The sequence below is a fragment of the Streptomyces sp. NPDC004667 genome, assembly GCF_040609475.1.
GTDB lineage: Bacteria > Actinomycetota > Actinomycetes > Streptomycetales > Streptomycetaceae > Streptomyces.
In genome coordinates this window covers 1-15,993 of sequence record NZ_JBEXKC010000121.1, presented here as the reverse complement: position 1 = coordinate 15,993, position 15,993 = coordinate 1, and the positions used below count along the sequence as shown (strand labels likewise).

Below are 15,993 nucleotides of genomic sequence, written 5' to 3'. Positions count from 1 at the left end.
CCGGAACCCCGGCGGCCCGGGACCGGACCGGGGCCCGGCCGGGCCCGGGGCCCCGGGCCCGGCCGGGGGTTACTGCTTGGCGGCCGGCGGGGCGGTGGTGGCCGGCGGGGCGGTGATCTTGAGGTCCAGGATCAGTTCCGCGCCGTCCGCGGTGCTCAGACGGAGGTGGTAGGTACCCGCGGGCACGTCCGTGGTGAGCAGCTCCGGCAGCTTGAGCTTGCCGTCGGCGACGGTCTTGGGCAGCTCCAGGGAGAACAGCTTCGCGCCGTCCTTGCCCGCGAAGTACGGACCCTTGGCCTTCGTCGCGTCCACCGGCTTCCAGGCGCCCGGCTTGCCCTCGACCAGGGCAGCGGTGACCTGCGCACCGGCCACCGGCTTCCCGCCCGCGGCGGCCAGGAACTCCAGGCCCTTCACCGCGGTGCCGGCCGCGGCCTCGACCGCGGCGGTGCCGTCGGTGCGGGTGAGGACGAGCGGCTTGGCCTTCTCGGTGACCTTCCCGTCCAGCGCCAGCGTGAGCTGGCTCTTCGCGTCGTAGGCCGTGGCCCGCAGGGTGAACGTGCCCGCCTCGGTGCCCGCCTTCAGCTTGGGCGCGGTGGCGATGCCCTGGGAGTCCGTACGGACGACCACGCTCGGCTCGTCGCCGAAGACGAAACCGGTGCCGCCGGTGGTGTCCTTCTCCACGGCGACGACCACGGCCTGGTCCACGGCCGGCTTGCCGTCGCTGAGCAGGGCCTTGAAGCGGACGCCCTCGGCGAACAGGCTCCCGGCCTCGGCCTCCAGCTTCGCGTCGCCCACCCGCTCCAGCTTGGCGAGGGTCGCGGGCGGCGGGGTCGGCTTGGTCGGCTCGCTCGGCGTCGGCGTCGGCGTGGGCGTCGGCTTCGGGGTCGGCGTCGGGGTCGGCTTCGGCGCGGGGTTCGGCTTCGAGGCCGGCGGGTTCGGCGTCGGGACGTGCGGCGGCGTGGGCAGGGTCGGCGCGGGCGGCGTCGGGAAGGTGCCGACCGGCGGGTTCGGGACGCCGGTGGCGCCGTCCTGGTACTGGCGCATGTAGCCGAGGACGCTGTTCACGTACTCGCGCGAGCTGTTGTAGCTGAGGATGGCCCGGTCCAGGTCGGCCGGGACCGACAGGTCCTTGCCGCCGGAGCAGAGGTACAGGCCGGCGCCGAGGGAGGCGTCGTAGATGTTGTTCGCGTCGCGCTGGCCGTCGCCGTTGCCGTCGGCCTTCCAGTCCTTCCACGTGGAGGGGATGAACTGGAGCGGGCCGAAGGCGCGGTCGTACTCGGTGTCGCCGTCCCACTCGCCCTTGTCGGTGTCGGTGATCTTCGCGAAGCCGTTGCCGTCGAGGCGGGGGCCGCGGATCGGCCGCTCGGTGGTGCCGTCGGCCTTCAGCCCGTAGCCCGAGGCGTGGACGGACTCGATCCGGCCTATGCCGGCGATCAGCGCCCAGGACAGGTTGCACTTGGGCAGCGCCGCCTTCACGGCCACCTCGGCGCGCTTGTAGGCGTCGAGGGCGGTGGCGGGGATGCCGGAGGCCCCTTCGGCCGTGGTGCCACCGGCACCGGCGGCGGGCGGCACCACGGGGTCCGCGAGCGGGGCCGGCAGGTCGAGGCGGGCGTCACCGCGGTCGGCGGCCTGCGGACTGTCCGGGGTCGGTTCGGCCTCTCCGGCGCCGGCGACGGGCGTGTTGGTCACGACGGCGGCGGTGGTCAGGCTGGCCGCGAGGGCGGCCGTGCACAAGACCTTGCGCGAGGTGTTGACTACATGACGGTGAAGCGGCTTCACAGTGCGGCGATCCCCCCAAGGCGGCCGGCGAAGGCGTCGGCTGGTCGAGCCGTGATTCTTCTGTCTATCAGGTATTCGGATACGACTCGCCGTCGCCCCCGCACATATGACGCACCATTCGTCTCGGCTTCACCCGCCTGTGGCCCAGGACGTCCAGCGTGCCTCGTCCGCGCCTCCGGTGGACCACCGGAACCGCCCAAGACCCGGACCGATACGCCCCATTAGCCCACTCTGACACAGAACTCACCCCCATGTCCCGGGTGTCCGGGGCTTGCCGGAACGCGATGAAACCGGGACCGTCCGACCCGGCTGGTACGTTCGAGCCACACGAGAGCACTGGCGTTCGGTTCCGCTCCCCCTGCGGTGAAGGCACCCCCCTGCGGGGGACGCGGGCCGTCATCCCGGCTGTTCGCCGCTCCCCCTGCCGTCCGCAGAACCCGAAGGCCCTCCCATGAGCACTCCCCCGCCCAACCCGTACTCGGGCGCACCCGTTCCGCCCAACCCGTACGCCCAGGGCAACGGCGCACCCAACCCGTACGCCCAGGGCGCCGGCGCACCCCACCCGTACGGCCCGCCCCAGACCGGCGGACCGGGACCGGCCCAGCCCGGCGGACCGGTCCCGGCCCAGCAGCCCCCGTACGCGCAGCCGTACCCGCAGCAGCACCAGCAGCCCCAGCAGCCGCACCCCCAGTACGCCCACCCCCAGCACCCCCCGTACCTGATTCCCGGCCCCACCGGCTGCCGCAACTGCGGGGCCCCCGAGGCCGTGAACTTCGCCGTCCGGGCCCACGTCGGCGTGCTCGTCCTGATGCGGTTCCACCGCCTCGACGGCCCCTTCTGCCGCCGGTGCGGGCGGGCCCTGGTGCGGATCATGACCACCAAGACGCTGTGCCAGGGCTGGTGGAGCCCCCTGTCCCTGGTGCTGTTCACGCCCTTCACCCTGTTCTGGAACCTGATCGCCGCGAGCAAGTTCGCGAAGCTCGAACCGTCGGAGCCGGCCCCCGGCCGTCAGCAGCTCGACGAGGGGCAGCCGGTGCACGCGCGCCCGCTGGCGTACGTGGCGATCGTGCCGCTGCTCTGGGCGGTCTGGGTGATCACGCACATCATCGCGGACGTCAGCGGCTGAACTCCGCGGCGGCGGCGCCGGGGGCCGGGTCCGGCCGGGCGGGTCCACCGCCCCGAACCCGCCGCCCCTTCACAACCCCGCCCCGCACCCCTACCCTGACGCCCCGTCAGATCCATTGCCGGATCCAGCCGCCAGGGGGCGCGCCATGCTGCTGCGAGGGAAGACCGTCATCGTCTCCGGGGTCGGGGCCGGGCTCGGGCACCAGGTGGCCGCGGCCGTGGTCCGCGACGGCGGGAACGCCGTGCTCGGGGCGCGGACCGAGGCCAATCTGGCCAAGTCCGCCGCCGAGATCGACCCCGACGGCACCCACACCGCCCACCGTCCGACCGACATCACCGACGAGTCCCAGTGCCGGGCCCTGGCGGAGCTGGCCGTCGAGCGGTTCGGCGGGGTCGACGCCGTCGTGCACGTCGCCGCCTGGGACTCGTACTTCGGCGGGCTCCAGGACGCCGACTTCGGGACCTGGCAGCAGATCCTCGACGTCAACCTGCTCGGCACCCTGCGCATGACCCGCGCCTGCCTGCCCGCCCTGAAGGCCGCGGGCGGCGGCTCCGTCGTCATCATCGGCACCCAGTCCGCGGTGGCCGCCCCGAACGAGGTGCGCCAGGCCGCCTACGCCGCCTCCAAGGGGGCGCTGACCTCCGCCATGTACTCCCTGGCCCGCGAGCTCGGACCGGACCGGATCCGCGTCAACACCGTGCTGCCCGGCTGGATGTGGGGCCCGCCCGTCCAGGCCTTCGTCACCTTCACCGCCCACACCGAGAACGTCCCGGAGGCCGAGGTCCACGCCCGCCTCACCGAGCGGATGGCACTGCCCGACCTCGCCACCGACGGGGACGTCGCCGACGCCGCCGTCTTCCTCGCCAGCGACCGTGCGCGGGCGATAACCGGCCAGTCCCTGCTGGTCAACGCCGGTGAGCTGATGCGATGACGCACTCCGCGGGACACCGGCCGACTCGTATGCTCGCCACATGACCACTCCGAGCGACGCTCCCACCGACAACGCCATGCGCCGCGCGCTCCGGCGGGCCCGCGACGGCGTCGCGCTGGACGCGACCGAGGCCGCCGTACTCCTGCGGGCGCGCGGCGAGGCCCTGAAGGACCTCTCCGCCTCCGCCGCCCGGGTCCGGGACTCCGGGCTCGCCGACGCCGGACGGCCCGGCGTGATCACGTACTCGCGCAAGGTCTTCATCCCCCTCACCCGCCTGTGCCGCGACAAGTGCCACTACTGCACCTTCGTGACGGTGCCCGGCAAGCTCCGCAAGGCCGGGCACGGCATGTACCTCTCCCCCGACGAGGTCCTCGACATCGCCCGCCGGGGCGCGGCGATGGGCTGCAAGGAAGCCCTGTTCACCCTCGGCGACCGCCCGGAGGAGCGCTGGCCCGAGGCCCGCGAGTGGCTGGACGCGCACGGCTACGACGACACCCTCGCCTACGTACGGGCCATGGCGATCCGGGTGCTGGAGGAGACGGGCCTGCTGCCCCACCTCAACCCGGGCGTGCTGTCGTGGGCGGACCTCCAGCGCCTCAAGCCCGTAGCCCCGTCCATGGGCATGATGCTGGAGACCACCGCCACCCGCCTGTGGTCCGAGCCCGGCGGCCCGCACCACGGCTCCCCCGACAAGGAGCCCGCCGTCCGGCTGCGGGTCCTGGAGGACGCGGGCCGCTCCAACGTGCCCTTCACCACCGGGGTGCTCATCGGCATCGGCGAGTCCTACGAGGAGCGCGCCGAGGCCTTCTTCGAGCTGCGCCGGATCCAGCGCAGCTACCACGGCATCCAGGAAGTCATCGTCCAGAACTTCCGCGCCAAGCCGGACACGGCCATGCGCGGGATGCCGGACGCCGAGCTGGAGGAGCTGGCCGCCGCCATCGCCGTGGCCCGGCACATCCTGGGCCCGAGCGCCCGCATCCAGGCCCCGCCGAACCTGGTGGACGCCGAGTACGCCCTGCTGATCGGCGCCGGCATCGACGACTGGGGCGGCGTCTCCCCGCTGACCCCGGACCACGTCAACCCGGAGCGCCCCTGGCCGCACATCGAGGAACTCGCGGAGCGCACCGCCGCCGCCGGCTTCGAGCTGCGCGAACGGCTCACGATCTACCCGGAGTTCCTGCGGCGCGGCGAGCCGTGGCTGGACCCCCGGCTGCTGCCGCACGTGCGCGCGCTGGCCGACCCGCAGACGGGACTGGCCGACGAGGCGGCGACGGTGGAGGGCCGGCCGTGGCAGGAGCCCGACGAGGCGTTCGCCGCGTACGGGCGCACCGACCTGCACACCGCCATCGACACCGAGGGCCGCACCGGGGACCGCCGCGAGGACTTCGACCACGTCTACGGCGACTGGGAGGCCCTGCGCGAGGCCGCGGCCCCCGGCATGGTCCCCGAGCGCATCGACACCGACGTACGGGCGGCCCTGGCGCAGGCCGCCGACGACCCGACGCGGCTCACCGACGCGCAGGCCCTCGCGCTGCTGCACGCGGACGGCCCGGCGCTGGACGCGCTGTGCCGGATCGCGGACGAGCTGCGCGCCGCGGTGGTGGGCGACGAGGTCACCTACGTCGTCACGCGGAACATCAACTTCACCAACGTCTGCTACACCGGCTGCCGGTTCTGCGCCTTCGCGCAGCGCCGTACGGACGCCGACGCCTACACCCTCTCCCTGGGCCAGGTCGCCGACCGGGCCGCCCAGGCCTGGGACGTGGGCGCCGTCGAGGTGTGCATGCAGGGCGGCATCCACCCCGACCTGCCCGGGACCGCCTACTTCGACATCGCGCGCGCGGTGAAGGAGCGGGTCCCCGGCATGCACGTGCACGCCTTCTCCCCGATGGAGGTCGTCAACGGCGCCACCCGGACGGGGATGTCCGTACGGGACTGGCTCACGGCGGCCAAGGAGGCCGGGCTGGACTCGATCCCGGGCACGGCGGCCGAGATCCTGGACGACGAGGTCCGCTGGGTCCTGACCAAGGGGAAGCTGCCGACGGCGGACTGGATCGACGTGATCACCACCGCGCACGAGCTCGGCATCCGCTCCTCGTCCACCATGATGTACGGGCACGTGGACCAGCCCCGGCACTGGCTGGGGCACCTGCGCACGCTGGCCCGGATCCAGGAGCGGACCGGCGGTTTCACGGAGTTCGTGACGCTCCCCTTCATCCACACCAACGCCCCGGTGTACCTGGCGGGCATCGCCCGGCCCGGCCCGACGGTCCGGGACAACCGGGCGGTCACGGCGATGGCCCGGCTGCTGCTGCACCCGCACATCACCAACATCCAGACCAGCTGGGTGAAGCTGGGGGCGGAGGGCGCGGCCGAGATGCTCCGCTCCGGGGCGAACGACCTGGGCGGGACGCTGATGGAGGAGACGATCTCCCGGATGGCGGGGTCGGGCTGGGGCTCGTACAAGTCCGTCCGGGACCTGATCGCGGTCGCGGAGGCGGCCGGCCGGCCGGCGAAGGCCCGTACGACGCTGTACGGGGAGGTCCCGCGGGAACGGCAGGAGGCGGCGCGCGCCTCGGACGGCCACCTGCCGGAGCTGCTGCCGGTACTGGACTGAGCGGGAACGCGGGAGCCCGGCCGGTGTGGCGCCCGGCCGGGCCGTGCCGCGTCGCGGTGGGGATCAGCCGACGAGGAGGTCCTTCTTGAGCTGCTTCAGCTCGCGGGCGTCGATGCCGAGGCCGTCCTTGAGGTAGCGGTCGAAGGAGCCGTACTTCGCCTTGACCTCGTCGTAGCCGGAGTTGAGGTACTCGGGGCGCACGTCGAGCATCGGCTTGTAGACGGCGGCCTGCGGGGCGGGCAGGTGCGAGAGGACGGCGTCGTTGGCGGCCTTGCGGTAGTCGTTGCTGGCCAGGTAGTCGGCCATGACCGTCTCCTGCGGGACGCCGAGGGCGGTCAGCAGGGTGGCGTTCGCCCAGCCCGTGCGGTCCTTGCCGGCGGTGCAGTGGAAGAGGACGGAGCGGCTGCGGTCCTTCTCGATCCCCTCGAAGACCTGCGCGTAGGCCTTCTTGCCGCCGTCGCCGCTGACCATGGCCTTCTCGGCGTCGACCATGGCCTTGACGGCCTCGTCGGGGGTCTTGGGCAGGGTCTGGAAGGAACCGGAGCCGGCGAAGACGTCGGCGACGACGTAGGTGGCGCCCGCCGGGACCTTGTCGGCGTCCTTGGTGCGCTCGTCCTGCATGCGCAGGTCGAAGACCGTCTTGACGCGCAGCCGCTGGAGCTTGGCCAGGTCGTTCGCGGTCAGCTTGTTCAGGGCGTCGGAGCGGTAGATCTCGCCCATCTTGACCCACTGGCCGTTCGCGGTGCGGTAGCCGCCCGCGTCACGGAAGTTGACCGTGCCCTCCAGCTTGATCAGGCGGTCGGCCAGGCGCAGGCCCTCGCCGCGCTCCGGCTTGAACTCGAACCACTGGCGGTCGGCGGCGGGCAGGCCCTTGACCACGGCCTGGCCCTGGGCGCCGCCCTTGGCGACGACCTTGCCGTTGGCCTTGATCTCGACGCGCTTGGTGCCCTTGGCGCTCCACTTGAGGGTGTACGAGCCGTCGGCTCCGGCGGTGACGGTGGCCTCGGTGAACGGGATGTCGGAGCGGCCCTGGTGGCCGTTGTTCCAGGGGAGCTCCCAGCCGGCGGCGGTGGCGGCGGGGGCCGCGATCAGCGAGGCGGTGAGTGCGGAGGCGACGACGGTCGCGGCGAGGAGTGCCTTCTTCATGGCTACGAGGCTCTGGGCGACCGGCGAACGCGGCGTGAACGAGGCATGGCCGGAAACGACCGGCTGGAAGGCAAGTGGCAAAACGTGCCATGCGCCAGGGTGGCGGCTGGAACCGTCCGCGATTCGGCCGTTCTCCGCCCACTTGGCGGCGAGGTGCCGAAGGCCTTCCGGATTCGACCGGACCCGTCCATTACAGTGCCCGGGAGCCTGGGGGGGAAACGACATGGACACGACGATCACAGCGGGCGCGACGACCACGCCCGAACCCACGCACACACCCGACACCGGAACCCCACCGGCTCCGCCGGGCGTACTGACCTCCGCTGCTCCCACTGCTCCCGCTACTCCCGCCGCCCCCGTGACCCCAACGGCTCCTGCCGCTCCCGTGACCCCAACGGCCTCCGCGGCTCCTGTGGCCCCGGCTTCCGCGGCTCCTGTGACCCCAACGGCCTCCGCAGCCCCCGTGACCCCCATGGCCCCACCGGCCTCCGCTGCTCCTGTGGCTCCGCCGGCTCCCGTGGGCGCACCGACCCCCACTGCTCCCGCCGCTCCCACCGCTCCACCGGCCTCCGCGGCCCCCGTAGCCCCCGTAGCCCCCGTAGCCCCCGTAGCCCCCGTAGCCCCCGTAGCCCCAACGGCCTCCGCTGCTCCTATGACTCCTGTGGCCCCACCGGCTCCCATGGACGCACCGACCCCCACTGCTCCCGCCGCTCCCACCGCTCCCGCCGCTCCCGCCGCTCCCGCCGCTCCCGATACTCCAACGGCCCCCGCTGTCCCCATGACCCCAACGGCCTCCGCGGCCTCCGCGGCCCCCGTGACCCCAACTGCCTCCGCTGCTCCTATGACTCCTGTGGCTCCACCGGCTCCCGTGGACGCACCGGCTCCCACTGCTCCACCGGCCCCCGCTGCCACCGTGATCCCACCGGCCTCCGCGGCTCCTGCTCCCGTGGGCGCACCGGCCCCCACCGCCCCCGCCGCCCCCGTGATCCCACCGGCCTCCGCGGCCCCACCCGGCACCCCGCCGCCCGGCGCGCCGGACCCCGCCCCGGCGATCCCCCTCACGCGCCCCGTGGCTCGCCCACAGGCCGCACCCCCCTCCGGCCCCGTCGCGGGAGGCACGCTCGGCGGACTGGGCACGGCACTGTGGGGCCGTGCCGAGCAGCAGGACTTCCGCAGCCGGGTGCGCGGCACCCTCCTCGGCTCCGCCCTCGGCGACGCCCTCGGCGCACCGCTCGCCGGACTCTCCCTCCACGCCGTCCACGAGGCCCACGGCCCGGCAGGCCTCACCGCCCCGGCCCCCACCCCCACCCCCACCCCCGCCCACGGCCGCCGAAGCGCCGTCACCGCCGCGACCCAGCTGACCCTGTTCACCGTGGACGGCCTGATCCGCGCCCACGTCCGCCGGGACACCGGCGCCTGGCACCCGCCGACCGACGTCCACCGCGCCTACCGCCGCTGGGCCGCGACCCAGCACGACTGGGGCCCCGACGAGCGCCGCGAGGACAACGGCTGGCTCGCCAACGAGGAATGGCTCTACGCCCGGCGCGCCCCCGAACGGTCCTGCCTGACCGGCTTCGCGGACGACACCCTCGCCACCCTGGACACGCCGAAGAACCCCACCGCACGGGACGCCGCCGCCACCGTCCGCTCGGCCCCCTTCGGACTGCTGGTCGGCTGGGAATCCGCCCTGGTGCTCCAACTGGCCGTCGAATGCGCCGTCCAGAGCCACGGCCACCCCACCGCGTACCTCTCGGCCGGGGCCTTCGCCGTGATCGTCCACGGCCTGGCCCGGGGCGAGTCCCTGGACACCGCCCTCCGGCGCGCCCTCGCGCTGCTCACCGCACTCCCCGGCCACCAGCCCGTCACCGACGCCCTCCGGCGGGCGGTCGCCGCCGTCACCCGGGGCGCGCCCGGCCCCGCCGCCGTCGAGGCCCTCTCCCCCGGCGACGGGCACGGGGACCCGGGCGCGGAGGACACCCTCGCCGTCGCCGTCTACTGCGCGCTGGTCGCCGAGGACGTCCCGCACGGGCTGCGCCTGGCCGTGAACCACGGCGGCGACTCCGCCGCCGCCGGCGCCCTGTGCGGGTCCCTCCTCGGCGCCCTGCAGGGCGAGACGGCCCTCCCGGGGGCCTGGCTGGCCGCGCTGGAGGGCCGGGCCACGCTGCTCGAACTCGCCGACGACTTCGCCCTGGAGATGACCCAGGGCCCCGCCTTGCACGGCCCCTCGGTCTCCGCCCCGGCGTGGCTCGCCCGCTACCCGGTCCCGACGGCCTGAACCCGAGGCGGCCCCGGCCCCACGGCCTGAACCCGGGACGACCCCGGCCCCGGCCCGACAGCCTGAACCCGGGACAGCCCCACCCCAGCCCCACGGCCTGAACCCGAGGCGGCCCCCGCCCCGGCCCGGCGGCAGCGGGGCCCCGGACCCGTGGCGCGGCCACGCGCCGGCCCCCTACCCGCCCCCGCCCCCCCGGGAGCGCGCCGCACCCTGCCCTCCTGACGCGGAACGCCGTACCTTGGCCCTCCCCACGACTCGGAGGTGCCCTCGCCCATGCGGATCGCCACGACCGTCTTCCTCACCGACCGCACCATCACCCCCGTCCGGCTCGCCCGAGCCCTGGCGGAGCGCGGCTTCTCCGGCCTCTACCTCCCCGAGCACACCCACATCCCCGTCAGCCGCACCACCGACGCCCCCATGGGCGGCGAGCTGCCCGAGGAGTACGGCCGCACCCTCGATCCCTTCGTCGCCCTCGGGCAGGCCGCCGCCGTCACCGAACGCCTCCACCTCGGCACGGGCATCACCCTGGTGGCCCAGCACGATCCGATCGGCCTCGCGAAGCAGGCCGCGACCCTCGACCACCTCAGCGGCGGCCGCGTCACCCTCGGCATCGGCTACGGCTGGAACGTCGAGGAGGCCGCCGACCACGGCGTCGAGTGGCGCACCCGGCGCGACCGGGTACGCCACCACATGGCCCTGATGCGCGCCCTGTGGTCCCCGCAGCCCACCGCGTACGAGGGCCCGTACGGCTCCGTCCGGGCCAGCCACGCCCACCCCAAGCCGGCGACGCCCCCGCGCGAACTCGGCGCCGGCCGCCCCCTGTACGGACCCCGCACCCTGATCGGCGGCTCGGCCGGCCCCAAGCTCTTCGCCGCCATCGCCGACCACGCCGACGGCTGGCTCCCCATCGGCGGCCGCGGCCTCACCGAATCCGTGCCGGTCCTGCGGCGGGCCTGGGAGGCCGCCGGACGCGATCCGAAGACCCTCCAGGTCGTCCCGTACGCCGTCCAGCCCACCCCGGGCAAGCTCGGCCACTACGCCGAACTCGGCCTGGAGGAGGTCGTCCTGCAGCTCCCCTCGGCCCCGGAGGAGCAGGTGCTGCGCACGCTGGACGGGTTCGCGCAGTACCTCTGAGGCGGTGACGCGGAACCGCGGGCGGGTTCCACCGCGTGTCCGAGGGTGCCTCTGCCCGCCGGACCGGCTGGTACTTTGGCGCGTTCCGTCGATCAACTCGCTTTCCCTGGGGGACTTTCCCGTGCACAGCTACCTGCGCTTCACCGCCGTCGCCGCCGTCGGTGCCACCGCCGCCCTGACCCTGACCGCCTGCGGCAGCGACAGCGGCAAGGCCGCGGACAAGCAGCCCTCGGCCGCCGCCTCCGCCCCGGCTCAGGCCGGCACTCCCGCGGCGGGCGCGGCGGGCGGCGCGGGCGGCGCGGCGAAGGCCGGCACCCTGGACGGAGGCTGGATCTCCATGCAGAACCCGGGCAAGGGCGTGGTCCTCACCGTCAAGGGCCAGACCGCGTTCGTCGTCGAGGCCGCCACGGGCCTGACCTGCGAGGGCACCAGCACCGGCTCGGCCCTCGACCTGAAGTGCCCGACGGGCGCCACCCGTTCGAAGGGCAAGGTCGACTCGGTCGACGCGACCACCCTGAAGGTCACCTGGGAGGGCCCGGCCGGCACGGACACCTTCCAGCGCAGCGAGCCGGGCAAGCTCCCCTCCCTCCCGGCCCTCCCGACCAAGAAGTAACGGGAAGGCGGCCGGGATGCCGGGCCAGCGCAAGCGGAAGGCGCAGCAGCGCAGGGAGTCCGAGGCGTGGCGGGCGGCCCGGCAGAACGGCCGCTGGGAACGCCGCTTCGCCACCCAGGACCAGGCGGAGTTCAAGGCGTACGTCCACGAGCTGCTGCGCGACGGCACCCTGACCCCGGAGGACGTCCGCCTGGACATGCTGTGCGGCCGCCTGACCCACCCGACGACCCACGTGGTGAGCGTCTGGGTGGGGGACGACCAAGCCTAGGGGGACTATTCCAGGACCATGGCGTCCCCGACCCGGGCGGTCCCCGGGGTCACGACCGTGGCCAGCATGTCGAGCCGGTTGTCGTGCGCCCTGGCGATGGCCTTCAGGACCAGCGGGGAGTGCGGGAGGTCCCGCTGGGCCTGGTTCGTCATCACGCAGCGCTCGCTGGAACGCACGAACTCCACGCACAGGCCTTCCCCCATGTGCGCCTTGCGGCCCGCCCAGTCGTCCTCCACGAAGGGCCGGGTACCCGGCGGGGTGCGCAGGAGGACGTTCGGGCGGAAGCGGCGTTCGTCGACCGGGACGCCGGGTATCTCGGCGCGGATCCAGTCGAGGGTGGCCGTGGTGAGCACGCTCAGCGGCAGTTGGTCGAAATGGGAGACGGCGCCCTCGCGGGCCAGCTCGACGTCGTCACGGCCGAGGTAGCCGCGGAGATAGGCCGTGGGGTCGGCCACGGGCTCTCCCCTCGGGTCGATCAGCTCCGGTTCCTCCACGTTTCCCTCCGGGTAGCGGGAACTCAGGTGCAGCAGTCCGTCCATGCGGCGGAAGCGCCGGGTGTTCTTCCCCGACCCGAACCTGCCCTCCCCGTCACGCACCGCGTAGAGCCGGTCCCCGACCAGCCCGCGCCCATCGACCTCCGCGCTGCCCAGCCGCTCGCCGCCGGTCGACTTGACCGGGTACCGCCACAACCCTTCGATCACACCCACCGTGCTGTCGCTCGTCACCGGGGCGACGCTAGCGCACGCCACCCACCGTCGCCCGGGGCCCAAGGCGTGGGCCGCCCGATCTCCGCCCACACCGTCTTGCCGACGATCCGTTCCACGACACCCCAGTCGTCGGCCAGCGCGTCCACGATGCGCAGCCCGTAGCCGGACTCCGCCTGGTACGCCGGCGGCCGCACGACCGGACGCCGCTCGCGGCGCGCGTCGGACACCTCCACGCGCACGACCCCGCCCAGGAGCGTCATCCGCAGCTCGAAGCCCCGCCCGGGAAGCCAGCCGTGGGCCACGGCGTTGGCCGCCAGCTCGGCGATGAGGAGCCCGGCCCCGTCGGCGAGCCCGGTCCCCTCCGGCACCCCCCAGTCGTGGAGCTCGACGAGGGCCAGCTGACGGGCGAGACGGGCACCGCGCCGGGTGCTACTGAAACGCTGAGTGAACACGCGTACGAGGGCCGACGCCGGCCCGTGGGGGGTGGTCATGAGGAGAACGTCCCTTGTCGGGAGGGGAGTTCCCAGCGAGTCGACTACTACTCTTCAAGAGTAGTAGTCGACTCACTGGACAGGCGTAGTCACCGAACGTGAGCATGAGCACGGGGAGGTGACCGCGATGACGGCTGACGAAGCGAACAGCAACGACGGTGCCAGGAAGAAGACCCAACCACCGGACCCGGACCTCAAGAACTTCGGCGAAACCCTCGCGGCCTTCCGCAAACGCGCCGGCCTGACACAGGAACAGTTCGGCCCGCTGGTGGGCTACTCGATCCAGTACGTGGCGTCGGTGGAGCAGGGACGCAGGCATCCGTCCGTGGAGTTCGTGAACAAGTCGAACGAGGTCCTGGACGCCTTCGGCGTCCTTCAGATCGCGGCCCGCCAGATGAAGCGCCGACGCGGCCTGGCGGCCTGGTTCAGGCGGTGGGCAGAGCTGGAGGAGGAGGCGGTCGCCCTCAATACCTACGAGTGCAGGTCCGTCCCGGGCCTGCTGCAGACAGAGGCCTATGCGCGGGCTCAGATCGAAAATGTGCCGCCCGTGCCCACCGAGGACGAGGCCGAAGACAGGATCGTACGGCGCCTGGAGCGGCAGGAGCTGCTGCACCGAACGCCGTACACCACTTTCAGCTTCATCATCGAGCAGACGGTGTTCGAGCGGCAGACAGGCGGACCGGAGGTGACACGCGCGCTGATCGACTACGCGAGGGAGTGCGCCCGTCTACCCAACGTAGACATCCAGATCATGCCCACGGTCAGCCCTGAGCACGCGGGCACAGACGGCCCGTTCTGCCTCCTGGAGTCACAGGATCACCAGTGGTGGGGATACAGCGAGGGGCAGAAGGCCGGACGGGTCATTTCCGACCCGAAGGACATCAGCGACCTCCACCTCCAGTATGCAAAACTTCGCATCCAGGCCCTCAATCCTGCGGACAGCATGGGCCTGTTGATGCGAATGCGAGGATCCCTGTGAACAGCTCCCAGCTCCGGTGGTTCAAGAGCAGCTACAGCAGTAGTCAGGGTGACAACTGCGTCGAGGTGGCCACCTGCGCCGACACCGTGCACATCCGGGACTCGAAGCTCACCGCGAGCCCCGAGCTGACGGTCGACCCCGCCACCTGGACGGCCTTCCTCGGCACCGTCACCGCCTAGGGCGGCGGAATCGGCCCCGGCGCCACCGCTCCCGGGGCCGGACGCCAGAAGCGCCCGTCAGGCAGGGCCTGACGGGCGCCGAGGAAGTAGTCAGCGTCACGCTGGAATCGAGCGCCCGGAACGGCGCCGCGCACGTGCCCCCAGATCCCGGGCGCCACGCGGTACTCGCCCGCCACCATCCAGGGATCGTCACCCAGCACGAAGAGGTGCCTGATCGCCAGGAACTGGTCCCGCGAGAGGGAAACGGACTCGACTATCTCCTCGTCCGCATCACGGAAGCCGATCAGATCCCAGACGAGGTTGTAGCCGTCGGCGAATGGATAGTCGCTGCTCATCGACGCCACGCTAGGCCGCACCCCACCTGCCCGCACCTGTTTTTCAGGCGGGGTGAGGGTGGGCGGCGTGCCCTTGGGTGGGGGCGGGGAGCGGTCGGGACTCTGCCGGGTGGGGGCTTCGCGTGCCGATCCCGGCCGGGGGTGGGCGGTGCTCTCTCGATCCGGATCAGGGGAGGGCTGGGGGCGTCCCGCCAGTCCACTGTCCTTCCGTGTCGGGCCGGTCCCTCAAGGGCGCTCCTTCGTCGCGTCGCTTCGCGATGGCCTTCGGCCACCCTTGACCGACCGTCCCGCCACGGAATGCCAAAGACTGTCGGGAAGCCCCCAGGGAAACGGCCGGGAGGAAGAGTGGATGTGCGGGTGTCTCAGGGATGCCCATGCCCTCCCCGCCTGGCCAGACCCGAGATGCGGGCCCCCTCGTCCTGATTCCGGGCCGGGGGCCGCCAGACCACACGAAACGGCGACCAGACCGCCCAGCCATGCCATCAGGACGGCACACGCGCCGGATCGCTACGCGCTTCACTCGGCATAGCGTCCGACGACCGTCCGGGGCTGGACATAAGCCGCCCAAGACGGCTGGTTGGCCTGCTGGCGTGCGACTGACGACCGGCAGAGCCCTTCAAGCACCCAAAAGGGCCACCACGGATTGTCGATGGGCCACCGAGGACCGCCGATGGGTCCCGGAAGGACCGCTGATGGGCCACCGAGGACCGCCGATGGGCCCCGAACGACCGCCGATGGGCCCGAAGGGCCGCCAATGGGCCTTGGTGGGCCCCCGAAGGGCCCCGAAGGCTCCTTCCTGCACCCAAGAGACGTCTTGCCGGACTCTGGCGACGACTTTGTCGTCGTCAGAGTCCGGCAGGGCGCACCAGCGCCCCTTCAGGGCCCGCCCAGCATCCCAAAAGGGACAAATGGCCCGTGCTCACTGGGGCAAACAACCCGTGCTCGCGGGGGCAGGCAACCCGCGCTCGCTGGGACAGGCAACCCGCGCTCGCGTGAAGGATCGAGAACCACGGGCCGTGGGCGGTCTATGTCCAGCCCCGGACGGGCGGCGGACGCCAAGCCGTGCGAAGCGCGTAGCGATCGGGTGCGCCTGGCGGGCGCCCAGGCCCATTCGATCGTCCTTCCGTGCGGGTATCGGCCCAGGACGGCCGCCGGACGCTGAGACGTGCGAAGCGCGTAGCGATCTGACGCGTCTGGGGCCCGCTGGACGGCCTGGTCATCGTGTCGGGCGGTCTGGCCCGCCCCGGGCCTCGGGCCGATGAGGGATTCGGGCCGGAGTCTCGGGACTGGGCGGAGACGGCTCGCACATCCCTGATCTGCCCGCCCCTCCCTCACTTCCCCCGTGACCGTTCTTTTGGGGGTTTCCCGACAGTCTTTGGCATTCCGTGGCGGGACGGGCTGTCAAGGGTGGCC

Annotated in this window: 14 protein-coding genes; 9 read left to right on the top strand and 5 right to left on the bottom strand. The window is 73.0% G+C overall.

Annotated features, from left to right (window positions below; genetic code table 11):
• Positions 1-69: 69 nt before the first annotated feature.
• Positions 70-1,779 carry a lytic transglycosylase domain-containing protein gene (locus ABZW32_RS36010; protein WP_356224535.1) on the bottom strand — a complete coding sequence of 570 codons (1,710 nt, stop codon included), beginning with the start codon at positions 1,777-1,779 and terminating at the stop codon, positions 70-72.
• Positions 1,780-2,230: 451 nt separating this feature from the next.
• On the opposite strand from ABZW32_RS36010, the gene ABZW32_RS36005 reads away from it, so the two are divergent.
• The 3 genes from ABZW32_RS36005 (at position 2,231) to ABZW32_RS35995 (ending at position 6,453) form a co-directional block, all read left to right on the top strand.
• The gene (locus ABZW32_RS36005) at positions 2,231-2,905 is read left to right on the top strand and encodes a hypothetical protein (RefSeq protein ID WP_356224533.1); all 675 of its coding nucleotides are present in this window, start codon (positions 2,231-2,233) and stop codon (positions 2,903-2,905) included.
• A 145-nt stretch (positions 2,906-3,050) separates the two neighbouring features.
• Positions 3,051-3,836 (top strand): SDR family oxidoreductase, encoded by a 786-nt coding sequence (locus ABZW32_RS36000; RefSeq protein WP_356224531.1) that lies wholly within the window; start codon positions 3,051-3,053, stop codon positions 3,834-3,836.
• A 40-nt stretch (positions 3,837-3,876) separates the two neighbouring features.
• Positions 3,877-6,453 (top strand): bifunctional FO biosynthesis protein CofGH, encoded by a 2,577-nt coding sequence (locus ABZW32_RS35995; protein WP_356224529.1) that lies wholly within the window; start codon positions 3,877-3,879, stop codon positions 6,451-6,453.
• Between the two features lie 63 nt (positions 6,454-6,516).
• On the opposite strand, the gene ABZW32_RS35990 is transcribed toward ABZW32_RS35995, so the two are convergent.
• Positions 6,517-7,599: a tyrosine-protein phosphatase gene (locus ABZW32_RS35990; protein WP_356224527.1), complete on the bottom strand. Its 1,083-nt coding sequence runs from the start codon at positions 7,597-7,599 to the stop codon at positions 6,517-6,519.
• Positions 7,600-8,728: 1,129 nt separating this feature from the next.
• Here ABZW32_RS35990 and ABZW32_RS35985 point away from each other — a divergent pair.
• From ABZW32_RS35985 to ABZW32_RS35970, 4 genes are all read left to right on the top strand, one after another.
• Complete coding sequence (locus ABZW32_RS35985; RefSeq protein ID WP_356224537.1) at positions 8,729-9,874, top strand: ADP-ribosylglycohydrolase family protein; 1,146 nt, start codon at positions 8,729-8,731, stop codon at positions 9,872-9,874.
• Positions 9,875-10,147: 273 nt separating this feature from the next.
• Positions 10,148-11,008 carry a TIGR03619 family F420-dependent LLM class oxidoreductase gene (locus ABZW32_RS35980; protein WP_356224525.1) on the top strand — a complete coding sequence of 287 codons (861 nt, stop codon included), beginning with the start codon at positions 10,148-10,150 and terminating at the stop codon, positions 11,006-11,008.
• 121 nt (positions 11,009-11,129) lie between these two features.
• Positions 11,130-11,621 carry a hypothetical protein gene (locus ABZW32_RS35975; RefSeq protein ID WP_356224523.1) on the top strand — a complete coding sequence of 164 codons (492 nt, stop codon included), beginning with the start codon at positions 11,130-11,132 and terminating at the stop codon, positions 11,619-11,621.
• 16 nt (positions 11,622-11,637) lie between these two features.
• A complete protein-coding gene (locus tag ABZW32_RS35970) occupies positions 11,638-11,889 on the top strand; it encodes a hypothetical protein (RefSeq protein ID WP_356224522.1) in 252 nt (83 codons plus the stop codon).
• Between the two features lie 5 nt (positions 11,890-11,894).
• Here the strand turns inward: ABZW32_RS35970 and ABZW32_RS35965 are convergent, their stop codons facing one another.
• Positions 11,895-12,614 carry an MOSC N-terminal beta barrel domain-containing protein gene (locus ABZW32_RS35965; RefSeq protein WP_356224520.1) on the bottom strand — a complete coding sequence of 240 codons (720 nt, stop codon included), beginning with the start codon at positions 12,612-12,614 and terminating at the stop codon, positions 11,895-11,897.
• A complete protein-coding gene (locus ABZW32_RS35960; protein ID WP_356224518.1) occupies positions 12,611-13,087 on the bottom strand; it encodes an ATP-binding protein in 477 nt (158 codons plus the stop codon). The genes ABZW32_RS35965 and ABZW32_RS35960 overlap by 4 nt, the downstream gene beginning before the upstream one ends.
• 127 nt (positions 13,088-13,214) lie before the next feature.
• On the opposite strand from ABZW32_RS35960, the gene ABZW32_RS35955 reads away from it, so the two are divergent.
• Positions 13,215-14,066, top strand: a complete 852-nt coding sequence (locus ABZW32_RS35955; RefSeq protein WP_356224516.1) for a helix-turn-helix transcriptional regulator — start codon at positions 13,215-13,217, stop codon at positions 14,064-14,066.
• Entirely contained in the window at positions 14,063-14,245 is a 183-nt protein-coding gene (locus ABZW32_RS35950) for a DUF397 domain-containing protein (protein WP_356224514.1), read from the top strand. The genes ABZW32_RS35955 and ABZW32_RS35950 overlap by 4 nt, the downstream gene beginning before the upstream one ends.
• Here ABZW32_RS35950 and ABZW32_RS35945 read toward each other — a convergent pair.
• The gene (locus ABZW32_RS35945) at positions 14,242-14,580 is read right to left on the bottom strand and encodes a hypothetical protein (protein ID WP_356224512.1); all 339 of its coding nucleotides are present in this window, start codon (positions 14,578-14,580) and stop codon (positions 14,242-14,244) included. The two genes, ABZW32_RS35950 and ABZW32_RS35945, sit on opposite strands and share 4 nt — an antisense overlap.
• Positions 14,581-15,993 lie beyond the last annotated feature (1,413 nt).

What these genes read in the sequence shown, in the direction of transcription:
- ABZW32_RS35990 (WP_356224527.1), bottom strand. Translation starts at nt 7,599, where the DNA reads ATGAAGAAGGCACTCCTCGCCGCGACCGTCGTCGCCTCCGCACTCACC.
- ABZW32_RS35945 (WP_356224512.1), bottom strand. Translation starts at nt 14,580, where the DNA reads ATGAGCAGCGACTATCCATTCGCCGACGGCTACAACCTCGTCTGGGAT.
- ABZW32_RS35955 (WP_356224516.1), top strand. Translation starts at nt 13,215, where the DNA reads ATGACGGCTGACGAAGCGAACAGCAACGACGGTGCCAGGAAGAAGACC.
- ABZW32_RS36005 (WP_356224533.1), top strand. Translation starts at nt 2,231, where the DNA reads ATGAGCACTCCCCCGCCCAACCCGTACTCGGGCGCACCCGTTCCGCCC.
- ABZW32_RS35995 (WP_356224529.1), top strand. Translation starts at nt 3,877, where the DNA reads ATGACCACTCCGAGCGACGCTCCCACCGACAACGCCATGCGCCGCGCG.
- ABZW32_RS35960 (WP_356224518.1), bottom strand. Translation starts at nt 13,087, where the DNA reads ATGACCACCCCCCACGGGCCGGCGTCGGCCCTCGTACGCGTGTTCACT.
- ABZW32_RS35980 (WP_356224525.1), top strand. Translation starts at nt 10,148, where the DNA reads ATGCGGATCGCCACGACCGTCTTCCTCACCGACCGCACCATCACCCCC.
- ABZW32_RS36000 (WP_356224531.1), top strand. Translation starts at nt 3,051, where the DNA reads ATGCTGCTGCGAGGGAAGACCGTCATCGTCTCCGGGGTCGGGGCCGGG.
- ABZW32_RS35970 (WP_356224522.1), top strand. Translation starts at nt 11,638, where the DNA reads ATGCCGGGCCAGCGCAAGCGGAAGGCGCAGCAGCGCAGGGAGTCCGAG.